Here is a 17,250-nt window from a genome sequence, read left to right on the forward strand (position 1 = left end):
AACAGGCTTACCCAAGCCCCTCAGAAAAACGCGCATAACAAAGCGTTTAAGACGGATTCCCAACGCTTGGCGTTTTCGGCTTACTTTCGGTTAAGTGTTTATGTCACAATGGTTTAGGTAGGGTGGTTTGCGTTGCTCACCACTTAACGCGGCGTTAGCCATCTAGGAGGAAAATTGGAAGTACCTAGTCGTTTATATAAGTATATGAGTGCTAATACAGCAAAATTGGTGCTTGAATCTCAAAAGCTTCGTTGGTCCTGCCCAAGTTCATTTAACGACATAAATGAACTGCAAAGGATGCCTGCTTTTAAACCTTCGATTGACGCATGTAAGGATGAGTATTTAAAAACTCTTATGAACGTTGCGTATGAAGAGTTGCAATTGAATAAATCGCTTTCACCGGACTCTAAGGGCTTAGTTTCTCTTATGCAAATGACTAAAAGTCAGGGAGTCGGTAAAGATACACTGTATCGGGAACTTTCTTCACTTGAGTTGAATTTGTCGAGTTTGGAAGAGAACCTACGCGAGGAAACTGAACGTTATAACAACGGTGCCTTACGTATAATCTGCTTATCTGAAGATGAAAACAACGAAGTTATGTGGGCTCACTATGGAGACAATCATACTGGTTGTATGTTTGAGTTTAGACATATTGAAAAGCTAGACACACCTTTTCAAATGGCAAAAAAGGTAACTTATACAGACAGTACGCCTAATCTGGGCTCTGCTTTGGACTTCTTACTGTACGATGAGCGCCAAGAGTTGCTTGCCAAAACTGCTGATGCAATTTATTACACCAAAACTGCAAAGTGGGAATATGAAAAAGAGTGGCGAGTGATGACACGCCGTCCTGGGGAGGATAAAAGATACAGTGACTTTGAGTTTTACAAAGAAGAGTTGGTGTCGGTAACTTTCTCAGCTCGAATTGCCGATGAAGATCTTACAGATGTAGTTAGTTTAATTGCGGCTCACTATCCACAATGTAAAATGTATAAAGTTCAGTCGGTTAAAGGTAAAATTGAGCGTGTTGAGTTCGATGGCTAACAAACAATTTAAGAGTGATTCCCCACGCTTGGCATTTTTGGTTTGGGTCTAGTTTAGTGTTTACGGCGTTCAATTTTAGTGTCGTGGTCGCGTGGCTCACACCTTAATTGGGCGTTAGTTGCTAAGGGAATATCATGAAATTTGTCGTACAAGAAACAGTTTTTACTTACCCCCAGAGTTTATTAGATGCATGGAAGAACGGAGATAAAAATTGGATTCCTAATGAACTTTTCGTGCCTCAAGAGGTGCATAATCAGCCTCACTACCATTTTGGGGAGTACTACGCACTTTCGAAATACCTGGAACTTGGTTGGAGTGGAACAGCTTACTATCCACTAGGCGAATGGGAAGTAACTAATCCAAAATATAATGAAGGTCGCGAACTTGTCGCAAAATATGTCGATTCTACGCGGCTAGATATTTTTAGAGCGATTAGGAGTAATAAGGCAGGAGGAGAGCCCGATTTATTGCTGTATAAGGAAGATGGGTCTCTGTTATTTGTGGAAGTAAAGAAACAGTCGGACAGGTTGTCTCAAGCACAAATTATTTGCCTAGCGCAGATTAAATCAATTTTGAACTGCGAAGTTGCGGTGGCGTATTTGGCCGAAGAAAATCAAAGTTATGTAGCGAAAACTCACGAGTTAGAGCTAGTTGAGCTTCCTAGTTCTTGGTTAGAACGCAACTAACAAAGCGTTCAAGACGGATTCCCAACGCTTGGTATTTTCGGTTTGCTTTGAATTTAGTGTTTACGGCACAATGGTTTAGGTAAGGTGGTCTGCGTTGCTCACCACTTAACGCGGCGTTATGTAAAGCGGGTAAAATCGGTATTATTCTGTTTATTCGCTCTCTCTACCCATCGGTTTTCATCCTCGTCAAAATCAGCTATTTCTGTCCTGATTCTTTGCCAAATTAGCCGTAAAACATGCCAAGGTTCGTGAGTTTCCTCATTCAGTTTCAGTGTTGGTTCGTGGTTAGTTTTGCGGTCTCAAAGTGCGGAAAGGGCAAGGTTAACGAAAGTCCCCATTTACTGATGGTTTCTTTCGTTCGGTTTCCCAGATTCAAAAGCATTTTTGGTCGCTGCTCTTCACCATTTTTTGCTTGTTGAAGCTTGGTCTGTAACATTGCTGGCTCTGCAAATTCGTGAACACTGTTGGGTTCTTTGGTTTTGGCTATTTCTTCGGTCGTACAGGCTCGGTTTTTCGTGGTAACTTTGGCTTATGTGGCTGAATTTACATAACAAAGCATTTAAGACGGATTCTCAACGCATGGCGGTTTCAGTATAGGTCGGCTTTAGTGCTAAATGTGGCAAGGTTTAAGGTTGGGTGGTCGCGTTGTTCACCACTTAATGCGGCGTTATGTGTAATTCTGGATTAAAAATGAGACGTAGTTAACACACTGATTTTAAGTACTAATTATAATCTAATCTCTTAAATTATCTTTGTGAGATGAAAATGATAAATTGTTCTTGTTGTAATAATGAAGCAACACATGTTTTAGTCGATTACTATCATAATATTGTAAATTATAATGCTGTATTTTGTCGTATTCATGCTTTCCAAGATGGCCGCGTAGAATGTCCATGTTGCGATGATTATGATATCGAATATGAAGGGATGGATGGAAAAGATCATGAATTGCTTCCAACTTATTCATACGGAACTCTTGATAGTGATGGGTGTTGTTGTGATCACCCTTAAATAAGAAGTAAAGTTTTCTCAATTTCAATTATTAAATACTTTTGAGCTGTTCTTTTCCCCTATGGCATTCGTTGGGAGTTGACTCAGAAAATCACCATTGTGGCCCTGTTCTTAAATCTCTCCACCCGTAAAACATGCCAATGTTTGCGGGTTGCTTTATTCGAATTTTCGGGTGGTTTAGTCGTCGGTTTCTCTGGCTCAAAGTCGCTTTGGGCATACTTCCCAAGCAGCCAATAATCTTTGCAGTTGCCTCGGCAAATCGCCATTGTTCTGTACTGCTTTTGCTAAGAAAGGGCGCTTGTTGAGGCTTGATCGAGTTGCCTCATTATCAGGGAAGTGGAATTATCCGTTTTAGGTTTGGTACATCTGGCGGTCAAGTGAGTCTAGGCTTGTGACTTGGTTCAGGAATCTAGGTCTGCATCCCAGTTCTTTGCCAAGTAAATCAACGAATTGTGCTAAAACATAACAAAGCATTTAAGACGGATTCTCAACGCTTGGCAATTTCAGTTCAGGTCGGCTTCAATGCTAAATGTGGCAAGGTTTAGGCTTGGGTGGTCGCGTTGTTCACCACTTAATGCGGCGTTATGTAAAGCGCGTAAAATCGGCAATACTCTGTCTTTTCGGTCTCTCTCGCTATCGTTATTTATCGTCGGCAAAAATCAATATTTCTGTCCCGATTCTTTGTCAAGTTCGCCGTAAAACATGCCAATTCTCGTAAGTTGCCTCATTCAGTGTCAGTGTCGGTTTGTGGTCAGTTCGGTGGGCTTAAAGTGTGGAAAGGGCAAGTTTACCGACAGTCTGTATTTGCTGATGGTTTCTTTCGTTAGATTTCCCAGATTCAAAAGCACCTTTGGTCGCTGGTCATCACCATTTTTCGCTTGTTGAAACTTGGTTTGTAACATTGCTGGCTCTGCAAATTCGTGAACACTGTTGGGTTCTTTTGTTTTGGCTATTTCTTCGGTCGTACAGGCTTTAGTTTTCGTGGTAACTTTGGCTTATGTGGCTGAATTTACATAACAAAGCGTTCAAGACGGATTCCCAACGCAAGGCGTTTTCGGCTTACTTTGGGTTAAGTGATTATGTCACAATGGTTTAGGCAGGGTGGTTGGCGTTGCTCACCACTTAACGCGGCGTTATGTGAATTCAATGTTCAAGCGTCTTGAAATGCCTCCCTGTGGGACTTATGTATATAGAACAATATACTTAGTCAAAGGTTTAGTATGAGTTCACCACAGGGAATTTCAGAGAGTGAGTTAAAAGCATGGTATGGATATGCAAATGAGGTTGTTGGTACATTAGCTATTGGATTTGCTGCAACATCTTTGCAATTTCAGGACTATTCAGCTGAAGTGGCGACAATTCTGTGGCTTTTCTTAATGTCCTTGTATGTCACAGTGTCATACAAAAAACGGATTAGATTTCATCAAGATAGACTTGCTCGCTTTCAAGGTCGGTTTTCTGTGTTGTTTGGTGCAGGGTTTGAGGGCATCTTCTTTTTAGTAGGCATGACCTCTTTAGCAGTTGTTGCTTTGGGTTACGATCTGACCTTAGTCCAGGGCTTTTCTTTAAAAAATGCTGCTGAGTCGGGGATTGACTTGCTGCTAGTCTACATAGTCCCACTATTATTCACATAACAAAGCATTTAAGAGTGATTCGCAACGCTTGGCGTTTTCGCTTCGCTCAAGTATAGCCAAGCGCCGCTCACACCTTAATGCGGCGTTAGGTTTTTGAGGGAATATTGTGGATCATCGAGAATTAACAGGTAGGTTTTCAACACTTAATAAGTTCTTTAAATCCTATTTTGGGTATTTAGCACTTGTTGATTATTGCTCCGAAATTGACCAGTCCTACTTGGGGCTACACCCTTATACTCATATCAATAATACGTTGTTGTGTGATGCAACGATTCAGTGGTGTAAGTTATTCGGAACTGATTCCGAAAGCACTCATTGGAAAAAATTAGTAGTGGACCACGAAGATTTTCGACGGTTTTTATTTCAGAAAACTACTCATAATCAGAGCGAGTTTCGAAAATACCAACTTAGTATGCTGGAATTTCGTGATAAATGGGTAGCCCATTATGAATCTAGCTTTCCTCATGGTTCAATTCCCGAGTTTGAGTTAGCTTTGAATTCGGCATTGGCGTTGCAAGACTATCTTCAGATGAACAAACCAGAGGGTTATGATTATAGTGGCGTTGTCTCGGTAGAGGGTTTTGGGCGTAGCTTTGGAATGGCATTGCTAGACCCGCTTAAGCACGCAATAAAAACCTAACAAAGCGTTCAAGACGGATTCCCAACGCATGGTGTTTTCGGCTTACTTTGGTTTTAGTGTTTATATCACAATGGTTTAGGTAGGGTGGTTAGCGTTGCTCACCACTTAACGCGGCGTTATACGAATTGTTGAGATTGTAGGTAGTTAAAATGGAAACAAAACAAAAACAGGCTAATGTTTACCCTCTAAATATAGAGCTTCCTTCTCTAAAGTCTCTATTTATCGAAATGTATTTTGGTGACCAGTTATTGAGCACGGGCACCGCAACACTAATCTCCAACACTCATCAATCTCACTGTGCTTTAGTAACTAATAGACATAACGTTACAGGTAGACATCAAGAAACAGGAGAGTGTTTAAGCTCGACCCTGGGTGTTCCTGATAATATTGTTATTCATTTTCATCGACCTGAGGATGATATTGGGGACTGGATTAAGGTTAAGTTACCATTATATCGAGAGGACGGTTCTCCATTTTGGATTGAGCATCCCAAGTTAGGTGAAAAAGCTGATATTGTTGCTCTAAATCTAAACTGGGGTAGTGATGTGCTTAAATTACCGTACTATCTCCAGCTTGATCTTGACCGTGTTGGCATGGTTGTTAGTCCAGCAGAACCTGTGAGTGTAATTGGTTTCCCGTTTGGTATGTCTACAAGCGGAAAATTGCCTGTTTGGGCGACAGGGTTCTTAGCACAAGAACTAAGTTTGATCTCAGAAGACAATCCTGTATTTCTAATTGACTGTCGAACGAGACAGGGTCAATCGGGTTCGCCAGTTATCGCTTTTAGAACGTCTGGTTACAGAACAATAAAAGATAACCGAATTAGTGCAAGTTTGTCGGGTAATGTTGCTTGGGAGTTTCTAGGAATTTATTCTGGTCGAGTAAACGCGCAATCAGATCTAGGTCGCGTTTGGCACGTATCCGCACTAGAAGAGCTATTGAATGCTGCTGAATATGATTATAACTCACGTAAGAAAATTAAAGAGACCGAGGAATAATTCGTATAACAAAGCGTTCAAGACGGATTCCCAACGCAAGGCGTTTTCGGCATACTTTGGGTTAAGTGTTTATGTCACAATGCTTTAGGCAGGGTGGTTGGCGTTGCTCACCACTTAACGCGGCGTTATGTTTTAATTGAATTTCAATGACTTAAATGCCTTTGAGTCGTTCTTTGCCCCTTTGGCTATTCGTTGGGAGTAGACTCAGTAAATCACTATTGTCTGCCCAAATTCTTGAATCACTTACCCGTAAAACATGCCAAAGTTCGCGGGTTGCTTCATTCGGGTTTTCGGGTGGTTTGATCGTCTTATTTCTCTGGCTCAGAGTCGCTTTGGGCGTATTTCCCAATCAGCCAATAACCTTGGCAGTTGCCTCGGCCAATTGCCATTGTTTTGCGCTGTTGTTGCTAAGAAAGGGCGCTTGTTGAGACTTGATCGAGTTGCCTCATTAGCAGGGACGTGGGCTTACTCGCTTTGTGTTCGGCGCATCTGCCGCTCAAGTTAGTTCGAGCTTGTGACTTGGTTCAGAAATCTAGGTCTGTATCCCAGTTCTTTGCCAAGTAAATCAATGAATTGTGCTAAAACATAACAAAGCATTTAAGACGGATTCTCAACGCTTGGCGATTTCAGCCTAGGTTAGCTTTAGTGCTGAATGTGGCAAGGTTTAAGCTTGGGTGGTCGCGTTGTTCACCACTTAATGCGGCGTTATATTCTCGGGAGGTAAAATGGAATTTACGAGTGCTAGAGAGGCTCATTTTGAAGCAATTTCTCAACTGGTTTCTTCACCAGAGGAGTTGTATTCAGTTTGCCCTTCAGGCTCTTATCCGTGGGATTACAGTCAAATTTGTGATATTTCCAAAGCGAGGTCAGACCTAACAGTATGCCTTGTTGATAACCAAGTTGTTGCCTTTGGAAATTTGTATAATGTAAAACCGTCGCAGAGTGCATTTATCGGTAATATTGTCGTGTCTGATGCGTACAAAGGGCAAGGAATTGGGCGAGCTCTTATTGAACATTTGAGTTCACAGTGTTCGGAGCTTTATCAAGCAGTACCATATTTGTCAGTATTTAATTACAACACTCGCGCTTTATTGCTTTATACCAAACTTGGCTTCGAACCTTACAGCGCAGAATCTAGAATTTCGCATGATGGTGAGACAGTGGTTTTGCTCCACATGCGGAAAAAATCCGAATATAACAAAGCATTTAAGACGGATTCTCAACGCTTGGCAATTTCGGTTTAGGTCGGCTTTAGTGCTAAATGTGGCAAGGTTTAAGGCAGGGTGGTTGCGTTGTTCACCACTTAATGCGGCGTTAGTTGCCCCGCGAACATTGGAAGATATGAGGAAAGAAATTGGAAGAAGTAAGAATAGGTAATATGCCAAAAACTAAATTGGTAAATCTTTATCATTCGATGGAAACTGATGAGTTAGACATATTACTAATAAAGAGTAGTGGTCAGGAAATCAATAGATTGCTATCTCATTTGAGTGAGCGTCAGTTAAATGAGCTTTTCGCATCTCAGTCACAACAGGCAATTAATGCGGTCTTTGAGCGGATACCTCAAAATAGAATTAATAAGTATTTGTTGCTAGCGTCAGAAGCCAATATACGAAAAATAGTAATTAGTTTGTCAAATGATGCGAAGTTTAAAGTGCTATCGGGCTCTTCATCAAGCTTAAGGACTAAATTGCTAAGCACTCTTCCGGCAAAAGCGCGTGAAGAGTGGAAGCATTTGATTAATGAAGAGAGCCTTTTGAATCGAGAGTTGAGTTTGATTACAACAAACCGTATCGATAATTCGTTGGAAAAAGAAGCAATAGATAGAATTCGCTCGCTAGAGCACCAAGTGCAACTGAGGCAAGAGCAAGCTGAAGCTAGGCTTCAACAGTCTGACCTTAAGTTGTCAATGGTACAGCAGCAAATTGCACAGTCTGAGAAACAGTTGCATGATCAGCAGATTAGAGCTCAAAAAGAACATGACATACTTAAGAAGCGTGAGAATGACTTATCAAATAGGTTACTTAAGTTGCGAGATGAGCATGAAAAGCAAATTCAAAATCGAATTGACATCAAGGTTCCTGAATATGTTGCTAACGCAATTTCTGCGCTAGAGACTAAGGAGAATGAATATAAAACTAAAGCCAAAGATTGGAGTGATAAAGGCAATATTGCGTTGGCTTGCGCAGTAGCAGCTGCATTATTGGCATTAGGCTACGGAGCTTATGAATTTAGTAACACTCCAAAAGCGGACATTAGCTGGTTATTTTTTGGCTACTTGATGTTAAAGGGCTTGATTGTGATTGGTCTGTTTGGAGCGTGGGCTAAGCACGCATATAACCAATCAAATGCGTATATGCACGAGGCACTAAAACGAACGGAGAGAACACATGCGATTAGTTTTGGAAAATTATATCTAGAAATATATGGCAATGATGTAAGTAAAGAAGACATGAAGTCTATTTTTGAAAATTGGAATATGGAAAGTCAAAGTGCATTCAAAGACATAAAGCAAGTAGATTTTCAGCCACAAACACTAGATAAATTAAAGGATATCATTGGTTTGATGAAATCTGGTGATTCAGGAAATGTCACTGCCAAGTAATAGTAAGAAATAAGGGGCAACTAACAAAACATTTAAGACGGATTCTCAACGCTTGGCGGTTTCAGCCTAGGTCGGCTTCAGTGCTGAATGTGGCAAGGTTTAAGGTTAGTGGTCGCGTTGTTCACCACTTAATGCGGCGTTATGTTTTAATTTGATTTCAATGGCTTAAATGCCTTTGAGTCGTTCTTTGTCCCTTTAGCCCATCATTGGGAGTAGACTCAGCAAATCACCATTGTCGCCCAGTTCTTAAATCTCTCAACCCGTAAAACATGCCAAGGTTCGCGGGTTGCTTCATTCGAGTTTTCGGGTGGTTTAGTCGTCGTGTTTCTCTGGCTCAAAGCCGCTTTGAGCGTATTTCCCAATCAGCCAATAACCTTGGCAGTTGCCTCATTATCAGGGAAGTGGGTTTACTCGTTTCCGGTTTGGCGCATCTGCCGGTCAAGTGAGTTCGAGCTTGTGACTTGGTTCAGAAATCTAGGTCTGCATCCCAGTTCTTTGCCAAGTAAATCAACGAATTGTGCTAAAACATAACAAAGCATTTAAGACGGATTCTCAACGCTTGGCAATTTCAGCTCTGGTCGGCTTTAGTGCTAAATGTGGCAAGGTTTAGGCTTGGGTGGTTGCGTTGTTCACCACTTAATGCGGCGTTAGCTAATTCAACAGATATCTACATCAGAAGGTCAACAATGGTATCAGACAATAACTTTCATAATAATGAGCAGGTTCTCGCTAGCCCAGGTATTCGGTATATTGGACAAAGCATAGATTTTGTAATTAGTGCGGCTATATTTATGTTCTTACTTTGGATTACGCCAAAGGTCGGTTTCGAGCAGGAGACAGCTAGCTTAATATCAATTTTTACGGCGGTACTGTATTTTCTATTTTCAGATGGGTTACCAAATGGCCAAAGTTTGGGCAAGAAGCTTCTAGGAATTTCGGTTATCAGTACCCAAAGTGGAAACCATTGTAGCTTTACTCAATCCTTCTTCCGTAATTTACTGACGCCAGTAATTGGTACGATTGATGCGATATTCATCTTGGGTAAAAAGAGACAAAGGCTTGGTGATAAATTAGCAAAAACGGTCGTTGTGAAAATTAATTAGCTAACAAAGCATTTAAGACGGATTCCCAACGCATAGCGTTTTCGGCTTACTTCAGTTTAAGTGTTTATGTCACAATGGTTTAGGTAGGGTGGTTGGCGTTGCTCACCACTTAATGCGGCGTTATGTTTTAGTGAAATTTCAATGGCTTAAATGCCTTTGAGTCGTTCTTTGCCCCTCTAGCCTTTACTGGGAGTAGACTCAGCAAATCACGATTGTCTGCCCCAATTCTTGAATCACTTTACCCGTAAAATATGCCAAAGTTCGCGGGTTGCTTCATTCAAGTTTTCGGGTGGTTTGGTCGTCTTGTTTCTCTGGCTCAAAGTCGCTTTGGGCGTATTTCCCAATCAGCCACTAACCTTGGCAGTAGTCTCGGCAAATCGCCATTGTTCTGCGCTGTTGTTGCCAAGAAAGGGCACTTGTTGAAGCTTGAGCGAGTTGCCTCATTAGCAGGGAAGTTGATTTACTCGTTTTTGGTTTGGCGCATCTGCCGGTCAAGTGTGTTTCAGGTTGTGATTTAGTTCAGAAATCTAGGTCTACACTTCAGTTCTTTGCCAAGTAAATCAACGAATTGTGCTAAAACATAACAAAGCATTTAAGACGGATTCTCAACGCTTGGCGATTTCAGCCTAGGTTGGATTTAGTGCTAAATGTGGCAAGGTTTAGGCTTGGGTGGTCGCGTTGTTCACCACTTAATGCGGCGTTAACTGGTTCCCATAAAAATCATCCTTGTGTACGTTTCTGTTTGTAGCTGATTCCGCTGATTTGCATTAGTTGGTCTAATGAAACGATTGTGTTTGCGGCTAAATTGCGTGACTGCGTGTTAGACGCTTACTAGGCGTCTAATATAGGGGTTCGGAGTTAGGTGACTAAGTTTCATGGTACAAGTATTAGATTGTGAGATATTCGACAGACTCAGAAAATAGTCGAAAGAGTACTTGGATTAACTATTTGGGTAAGCTGAACTAATGGTTATCCTAGCTTTTTGTGGTTGTGTTGAGTTCACCAGTTAACAAAGTGTTTAAGAGGGACTCAAACGCTTGGCGAGTTGGTATCAAATGTCGAGTTAGGTGTTTCAGCAACAATGGTTTAGTTTTGGGGTATAGCGTCTTTCGCCCCTTAACACGGCGTTATGTTTTAATGAAATTTCAATGGCTTAAATGCCTTTGAGTCGTTCTTTGCCCCTTTGACCATTCGCTGGGAGTAGACTCAGCAAATCACCATTATCGCTCAGTTCTTAAATCTCTCAGCCCATAAAACATGCGAAAGTTCGTGGGTTGCTTCATTCACGTTTTCAGGTGGTTTGGTCGTCTTGTTTTTCTGGCTCAAAGTCGCTTTGGGCATATTTACCAATTAGCCAATAACCTTGGCAGTTGCCTCGGCAAATCACCATTGTTCTGCGCTGTTGTTGCTAAGAAAGGGCACTTGTTGAAAGAGTATCGAGTTGCCTCATTATCAGGGAAGTGGGTTTACTCGTTTCCGATTTGGCGCATCTGCCGGTCAAGTGAGTTCGCGCTTGTGACTTGGTTCAGAAATCTAGGTCTGAATCCCAGTTATTTGCCAAGTAAATCAACGAATTGTGCTAAAACATAACAAAGCATTTAAGGCGGATTCTCAACGCTTGGCGGTTTCAGCCTAGGTCAACTTTAGTGCTAAATGTGGCAAGGTTTAGGTTTGGGTGGTTGCGTTGTTCACCACTTAATGCGGCGTTATATTCTCGGGAGGTAAAATGGAATTTACGAGTGCTAGTGAGGCTCATTTTGAAGCAATTGCTCAACTGGTTTCTTCACCAGAGGAGTTGTATTCAGTTTGCCCTTCAGGTTCTTATCCATGGGATTACAGTCAAATCTGCGATATTTCTAAAGCGAGGTCAGACCTAACAGTATGCCTTGTTGATAACCAAGTTGTTGCCTTTGGAAATTTGTATAATGTAAAACCGTCGCAGAGTGCATTTATCGGTAATATTGTCGTGTCTGATGCGTACAAAGGGCAAGGAATTGGGCGAGCTCTTATTGAACATTTGAGTTCACAGTGTTCGGAGCTTTATCAAGCAGTACCATATTTGTCAGTATTTAATTACAACACTCGCGCTTTGTTGCTTTATACCAAACTTGGCTTCGAACCTTACAGCGCAGAATCTAGAATTTCGCATGATGGTGAGACAGTGGTTTTGCTCCACATGCGGAAAAAATCCGAATATAACAAAGCATTTAAGACGGATTCTCAACGCTTGGCAATTTCGGTTTAGTTCGGCTTTAGTGCTAAATGTGGCAAGGTTTAAGGCAGGGTGGTTGCGTTGTTCACCACTTAATGCGGCGTTATAGCGCAAGCATTTAACTTTAGCATAGCATACGGTATAGTATACCATTTGTATTTCTAGAGGTTATCTCATGCGAGCAGAGTCATTAAAAAAATTATATGTAGAAAGTCGGTTAGATGAGTTGTTTGAAATTCGTATTGAGCAAGATTACCCGGAGCGAAATTTTTCAGCTATTCGCTTGAAGCAGAATGCATTCAGACTCAGAGCTTTTGAGCTTTGGGAAAATAATGCCGGTCACTTTTTCCGTATCTATCATGGTGATGTACCTAGTGCCATTAAGGCAGAATTGGAATCATATTCATTCCATACAAGAAGCGCAAAGCACTATTCGGACTTCGTAGGGGATGAGTCTGTAATTTTTAAGTATTTCTATGATCTATTTTCAAGTGACACTACGAAAGAAATAGCTAATCAAAATAAAGTATATACACGAAATAGTGCGTATGAAGGACTAGCTTTACCGGATGTAGATACCTCTGACGCAGATGTTTTAGGTACGGAATTTACTTGGAAAGAAATCATCGCGATTTCAGAGGATGATTCCCCCGACAATGAGTTGAAGAAAGCACTATCTCAAGCAGGAGTGTATCTTCAACGATCGAGTGATGGTACGTCACGTTATGTGGGTTCTGCTTATAGTTGTGGTGGTATTTTAAGCCGTTGGTTAAAACACTTGAACAGTAATGGTGACGCGAAGCATCTAAATTTGTATGTTTTAGAAAATGGCTACAATAACCTTATATTTACTGTGCTTGAATTTACAGATGACAATTCAGCGTTGAAAGCTGAAAGTCGCTGGAAACAGACTCTAGGTACCAAGAATACAGGACCATATGATGGTGTTCGCTTAAACCGAAACTAAGCGCTATAACAAAGCATTTAAGGCGGATTCTCAACGCTTGGCAATTTCAGTTTAGGTCGGCTTCAGTGCTATATGCAGCAAGGGTTAGGGTTGGGTGGTCGCGTTGTTCACCACTTAATGCGGCGTTATGTACTTTGGAGGTCAAATGGATTTATCCTCAAATTTCAGGATGTTGGCGCTGTATAATCAGCGAATGAATAAGCAGTTACTTCGTGTTTGCAGTAAGCTGACTCATGAGCAGTTGCATCAGAATACCAACTCATTTTTCCCTACCATCATGGCTCACTGGAATCATATCTTGTTCGGTGACTTGATTATGCTACAGCGCCTTGTAGCAAATGGGTTAGTATCAGTTGAAGCTACAGTTTTAGAGAAATTACCCGTTTCTAAGTCAGTTTCTGACACGTTTGCCTCGAATCTAGGCGAACTCTCCGAATTACGAGAACTTGTAGACTCGATCTACATTGAAATCACTAATCAGTTTACCGCTGATAGCTGTAACCAAATAGTCAGATACACGACAACAGAGGGGCAGGTAATTGAACGAACAGTTGGTGAGTTCTGCCAACATATTTTCAATCATCAAACGCATCACAGAGGTCAGCTAACCTGTTTGTTTAGTCAGTTTGGTTTAGACTTTGGCTGTACAGATCTGCCTATGATCGTGCCAGAGGGAGCACGTACATAACAAACTGTTTAAGAGTGATTCGCAACGCGTTGCATTTTCACTATGCGTTGCGTTTAGTGTTTTAGGTGGTTTGCGGCGGCATCGGTATTGCGTTGCTCACACCTTAACAGGGCGTTAGGTCAAAGGAGAAAAAATTGCTCTCTGATTATAAAAATATGCTTTGGCAGTATGTAAGTTCGTGCCATAAATCACAGCAGGCTGAAGCTTCGGGTTACTTGTACCACTACACATCAATGGGTGGTTTAATTGGCATCGCATCATCAAATAAGCTGTGGGCGACGGCATCAAATTTTCTCAATGATCATGGAGAAATCAAGTATGGGTTAGATCTCATTAAATCAGTTATCAACCAGAACCGTAATCAATCATTTAAATGTGAACTGTTCCACGCACTTTTGAATAAATTAGAAGCTCATGTTGTACAAATTGAAAATAATGAAGCCGACATTTATGACTTCATTCTATGCTTCTCAGAAAATCGCGATACATTAAGTCAGTGGAAAGGTTTCTCAGATCAAGGTAATGGTGTAGCGATTGGTTTTGATTTCAGAGATATTTGTTTTTATCGCTGTAGTCTTGCTCGCATGCAGTTGAGATTGAGAAAGGTCATTTATGCAATTGAAGAACAAGAGCAGATTATTAACAATGAAATTGAGCATTTTTATGGTTTGCTAAAAGCTGAATGGGATAGTGAAGACTACGAATCAGTGGTAGAGGAAACAGCAGATGTACTGACGGGGTGTTTATATAATTATGCTTTAATATTTAAAGATCCTGCATTTTCTGAAGAAAAAGAGTGGCGTATTACTTCCAATGATACTTCAACATATAAACCTCATGATCCATCAGCACCAGAACTGAAGTTTAGAGTGGATTTTAGTGGTAATCTTGTCCCTTACTTAGAACTAGATTTCATGCCCGAAGACGACTTTCCTAGTCGTGAATATGACCAGTTGCCAGTTAAGGAAATTATTGTTGGTCCTAAGTTAGACTTTAATCTCAATAAATTATCCATAAATAGGCTTAACAAGCTGGCTGGTTGGAAAGAGGTGGAGATATCTAGTTCGAGTATTCCTTTGAGATGACCTAACAAGCAATTTAAGAGGGATTCACAACGCTTGGCACTTTTGCTTCTACTTCAAATTTAGTGTTTATGGCACAATGTTTTAGGTTGGGTGGTAGCGTTGTTCACCCCTTAATTGGGCGTTAGGCAATAGAGGTAAAAATGAGCATTAGCGATATAAAAGATCTGATTCAAATATTTGGAAGTTTTGGCATTGGAGCAATAATAGGGGCTGGCTTTCTCTTTTTTGTATTAAAGTCATTCTTACCCGCTTATTTTACCGAAAAAGCTAAGAATCTCGCGACGAAAGAAGATATTGGAGAAATTACTAGTGAAGTTGAACAAGTCAAATCTGGTTATGCAGAGATGCTTGAAGAGGTTAAAAGTAACCATCAATTGAGACTAGCATCAATTGAAAGAGAAAAGCTCCTTAAGAAAGAAGTATACCTAGATAGTGTAGAAGCATTGACTAAGTATCAAGGCGCTTTAGGTTTGATGGCAAACCTTGATATTTCGAACCAGATAATAGCGGACTCATTTTCAGAGAACGCAGCTCAGATTGCTAAAATCACTCTGGTTGGGACGGAAATAACGGTAAAGAATTTAACTAACTTCACCGGTGAAGTAGGTGCAGCATATATGAGTCTTTTCCTCGAACGTGGTCTATTAATAAACCGAAAGGTTCATATCGAGTTCTTAGAAACTTATAGAAAAAAGCACAATGATGAAATCGAGCGCTGCTTAACCATTATGAAAAACATGAACTTAGATGGCGTCAGAGATGAAGGTGCATGGGGGCGTGTAAATCTTGCTTTTGAAAATGAGTGTAAGTCGCGAGATCAGATAGCATCTGAAATTGATGCGAATTGGGCTGTTCAAAATGAAGAACATTTTAAGTTTACTGAGCGTTGTATGTCTGAGTTTTTTCGAGTCAATGACTTAACTCCTCACCTCCTTCTTTCTGTGCGAGAGGAGTTAGATCTTGAGCTAGATGAAAGTGAGTATATTAAAATTCACGCAGCTAATTCACAGAAAGGTCGTGCAGTTTTCGAAACTTTTATGAGCAACCTGCAAAATATTGCCTAACAAAGCATTTAAGAGTGATTCGCAACGCTTGGCGTTTTCGCTTCGCTCAAGTATAGCCAAGCGCCGCTCACACCTTAATGCGGCGTTATGTAGCAGGAGGCTAAGTGACTAATTTAAAGAACATTTTGGTTTACAAGCGAACTCATACAGGAGACCCAAACGAAAAAGGAGAGTTTGGAGTTCATGATTGTATGGGGAAGGTCAGAGATTTTAAATATGATGCCGTAATTGGGGTTGGTGGTATAGGTTGGGAGCCAAGTCATCATGGTATTGATGGTAAAGTAACTTGGGTTGGTGTCGAGCGCTTAGCAAATGATGTCCCTAAAGTTCAAGGGAGTAGAGCTAGTATAGTTACTTTTAAGAAGTATGTAGTACTTGATCACACAGGACCAAATTTAGCAGAAAAAGCCCCTGCCTTAGCCAAGCGTCTTTATAACCAAGGCGCTCGTTTTGTTTTCACTAGCCTCTCTACGACAGAATACCAGGAGGCTCTTACACTTATAGACGAATGCTTAGCTCTGCCATCTTTAACTACAGTTCGTGATAATTGTGGAAATCAAGGATGTAATCATTGTAAAACAGTAAAGACAAACGTTTGTTCCCCAATTTGCTAAAGCTACATAACAAAGCGTTCAAGACGGATTCCCAACGCTTGGCATTTTCGGCTTACTTTGGGTTAAGTGTTTATGTCACAATGGTTTAGGTCGGGTGGTTGGCGTTGCTCACCACTTAACGCGGCGTTATAAAGACGGAGAGTTCATAGAATGGGTTGGAACATCGTTGAGTGGGCAGAAAAGGTGGCAGTTTATTTTGAATCGGGGAACTATGTTGGCGTACTATTTCTCGTAGCTGTTTCTGTATTGATTAATCTCTCTCAAATTACAACTTTTTATTCAACGCATAAAAAACGAAGACTAGGTACATTGAGTGACCTCAAGAACCTAGATGGGATCGATGATCGATTAAAAAAGCTAATTGAGTCTGAAATAAATGTTGAGGTATTTTACCTTACACATAAATTAAAATTGAGCAGCTTGCTTATAAATGGAGTGCTCGCTTTAAATGAAAGAATAGGAGAACATGTATCGTTTAGTCATATTCTTCGCTGTAGTAGATTGGCTCCAGATTTAACTGGCTTAGATGAGTTAAGCTTCAGAATTAAGGTAAAAAAACGAGATTATGTCTACGCTGTCTATAATGGAGTACTTGGCATGACTGGTTTCTTATTAGGCTTTATCGGCTTCACATATAGCGTGGCAACAATCACGCATTCATCTAATTTCGATGTATTGTTCATATCAGGCTTAATTCTGCTTGTTAGCATTGGCATGCTTTCCCAAACAACGCCTGTAGTATCAACACGAATAATCAATAAGGAATTAGAGCGTCTTGATGTTGTTACGTTGGAAACTGAGGAAAAATCTTTATAACAAAGCATTTAAGACGGATTCTCAACGCTTGGCGATTTCAGCCTGGGTCAGCTTCAGTGCTAAATGTGGCAAGGTTTAAGGTT

The 17,250-nt window shown here is 40.9% G+C and carries 15 protein-coding genes; all 15 read left to right on the plus strand.

Annotated elements, in window-relative coordinates; all coding sequences use genetic code 11:
• Positions 1 to 174: 174 nt before the first annotated feature.
• Positions 175 to 1,044, plus strand: coding sequence for a DUF2971 domain-containing protein (locus RH86_RS01060; protein ID WP_223296313.1), 870 nt, complete (start codon positions 175 to 177; stop codon positions 1,042 to 1,044).
• A gap of 134 nt (positions 1,045 to 1,178) precedes the next feature.
• On the plus strand, positions 1,179 to 1,730 hold the full coding sequence (locus RH86_RS01065; protein WP_009384422.1) for a VRR-NUC domain-containing protein: 552 nt from the start codon (positions 1,179 to 1,181) through the stop codon (positions 1,728 to 1,730).
• A 2,231-nt stretch (positions 1,731 to 3,961) separates the two neighbouring features.
• Positions 3,962 to 4,375 carry a hypothetical protein gene (locus tag RH86_RS01070; RefSeq protein WP_009384426.1) on the plus strand — a complete coding sequence of 138 codons (414 nt, stop codon included), beginning with the start codon at positions 3,962 to 3,964 and terminating at the stop codon, positions 4,373 to 4,375.
• A gap of 106 nt (positions 4,376 to 4,481) precedes the next feature.
• Positions 4,482 to 5,015, plus strand: coding sequence for a hypothetical protein (locus RH86_RS01075; RefSeq protein WP_009384427.1), 534 nt, complete (start codon positions 4,482 to 4,484; stop codon positions 5,013 to 5,015).
• A 149-nt stretch (positions 5,016 to 5,164) separates the two neighbouring features.
• Entirely contained in the window at positions 5,165 to 6,013 is an 849-nt protein-coding gene (locus RH86_RS01080) for a trypsin-like serine peptidase (protein ID WP_009384428.1), read from the plus strand.
• A gap of 725 nt (positions 6,014 to 6,738) precedes the next feature.
• Positions 6,739 to 7,257: a GNAT family N-acetyltransferase gene (locus tag RH86_RS01085; RefSeq protein ID WP_009384429.1), complete on the plus strand. Its 519-nt coding sequence runs from the start codon at positions 6,739 to 6,741 to the stop codon at positions 7,255 to 7,257.
• Positions 7,258 to 7,367: 110 nt separating this feature from the next.
• The gene (locus tag RH86_RS01090; protein ID WP_139047620.1) at positions 7,368 to 8,618 is read left to right on the plus strand and encodes a hypothetical protein; all 1,251 of its coding nucleotides are present in this window, start codon (positions 7,368 to 7,370) and stop codon (positions 8,616 to 8,618) included.
• Between the two features lie 686 nt (positions 8,619 to 9,304).
• Positions 9,305 to 9,721: an RDD family protein gene (locus RH86_RS01095; protein WP_009384431.1), complete on the plus strand. Its 417-nt coding sequence runs from the start codon at positions 9,305 to 9,307 to the stop codon at positions 9,719 to 9,721.
• Positions 9,722 to 11,447: 1,726 nt separating this feature from the next.
• Positions 11,448 to 11,966: a GNAT family N-acetyltransferase gene (locus RH86_RS01105; protein ID WP_009384434.1), complete on the plus strand. Its 519-nt coding sequence runs from the start codon at positions 11,448 to 11,450 to the stop codon at positions 11,964 to 11,966.
• 142 nt (positions 11,967 to 12,108) lie between these two features.
• Complete coding sequence (locus RH86_RS01110) at positions 12,109 to 12,900, plus strand: GIY-YIG nuclease family protein (RefSeq protein WP_009384435.1); 792 nt, start codon at positions 12,109 to 12,111, stop codon at positions 12,898 to 12,900.
• Between the two features lie 145 nt (positions 12,901 to 13,045).
• A complete protein-coding gene (locus RH86_RS01115) occupies positions 13,046 to 13,588 on the plus strand; it encodes a DinB family protein (protein ID WP_038219043.1) in 543 nt (180 codons plus the stop codon).
• Between the two features lie 134 nt (positions 13,589 to 13,722).
• Entirely contained in the window at positions 13,723 to 14,673 is a 951-nt protein-coding gene (locus RH86_RS01120; protein ID WP_009384437.1) for a DUF2971 domain-containing protein, read from the plus strand.
• A gap of 140 nt (positions 14,674 to 14,813) precedes the next feature.
• Positions 14,814 to 15,737: a hypothetical protein gene (locus RH86_RS01125; protein ID WP_009384438.1), complete on the plus strand. Its 924-nt coding sequence runs from the start codon at positions 14,814 to 14,816 to the stop codon at positions 15,735 to 15,737.
• A gap of 104 nt (positions 15,738 to 15,841) precedes the next feature.
• Positions 15,842 to 16,351: a hypothetical protein gene (locus RH86_RS01130; RefSeq protein ID WP_009384439.1), complete on the plus strand. Its 510-nt coding sequence runs from the start codon at positions 15,842 to 15,844 to the stop codon at positions 16,349 to 16,351.
• A 150-nt stretch (positions 16,352 to 16,501) separates the two neighbouring features.
• Positions 16,502 to 17,167, plus strand: coding sequence for a hypothetical protein (locus RH86_RS01135; protein ID WP_009384440.1), 666 nt, complete (start codon positions 16,502 to 16,504; stop codon positions 17,165 to 17,167).
• The last annotated feature ends 83 nt before the right edge of the window (positions 17,168 to 17,250 follow it).

The organism is Vibrio sp. N418, assembly GCF_000222565.1.
GTDB classification, from domain to species: Bacteria; Pseudomonadota; Gammaproteobacteria; order Enterobacterales; family Vibrionaceae; genus Vibrio; species Vibrio scophthalmi.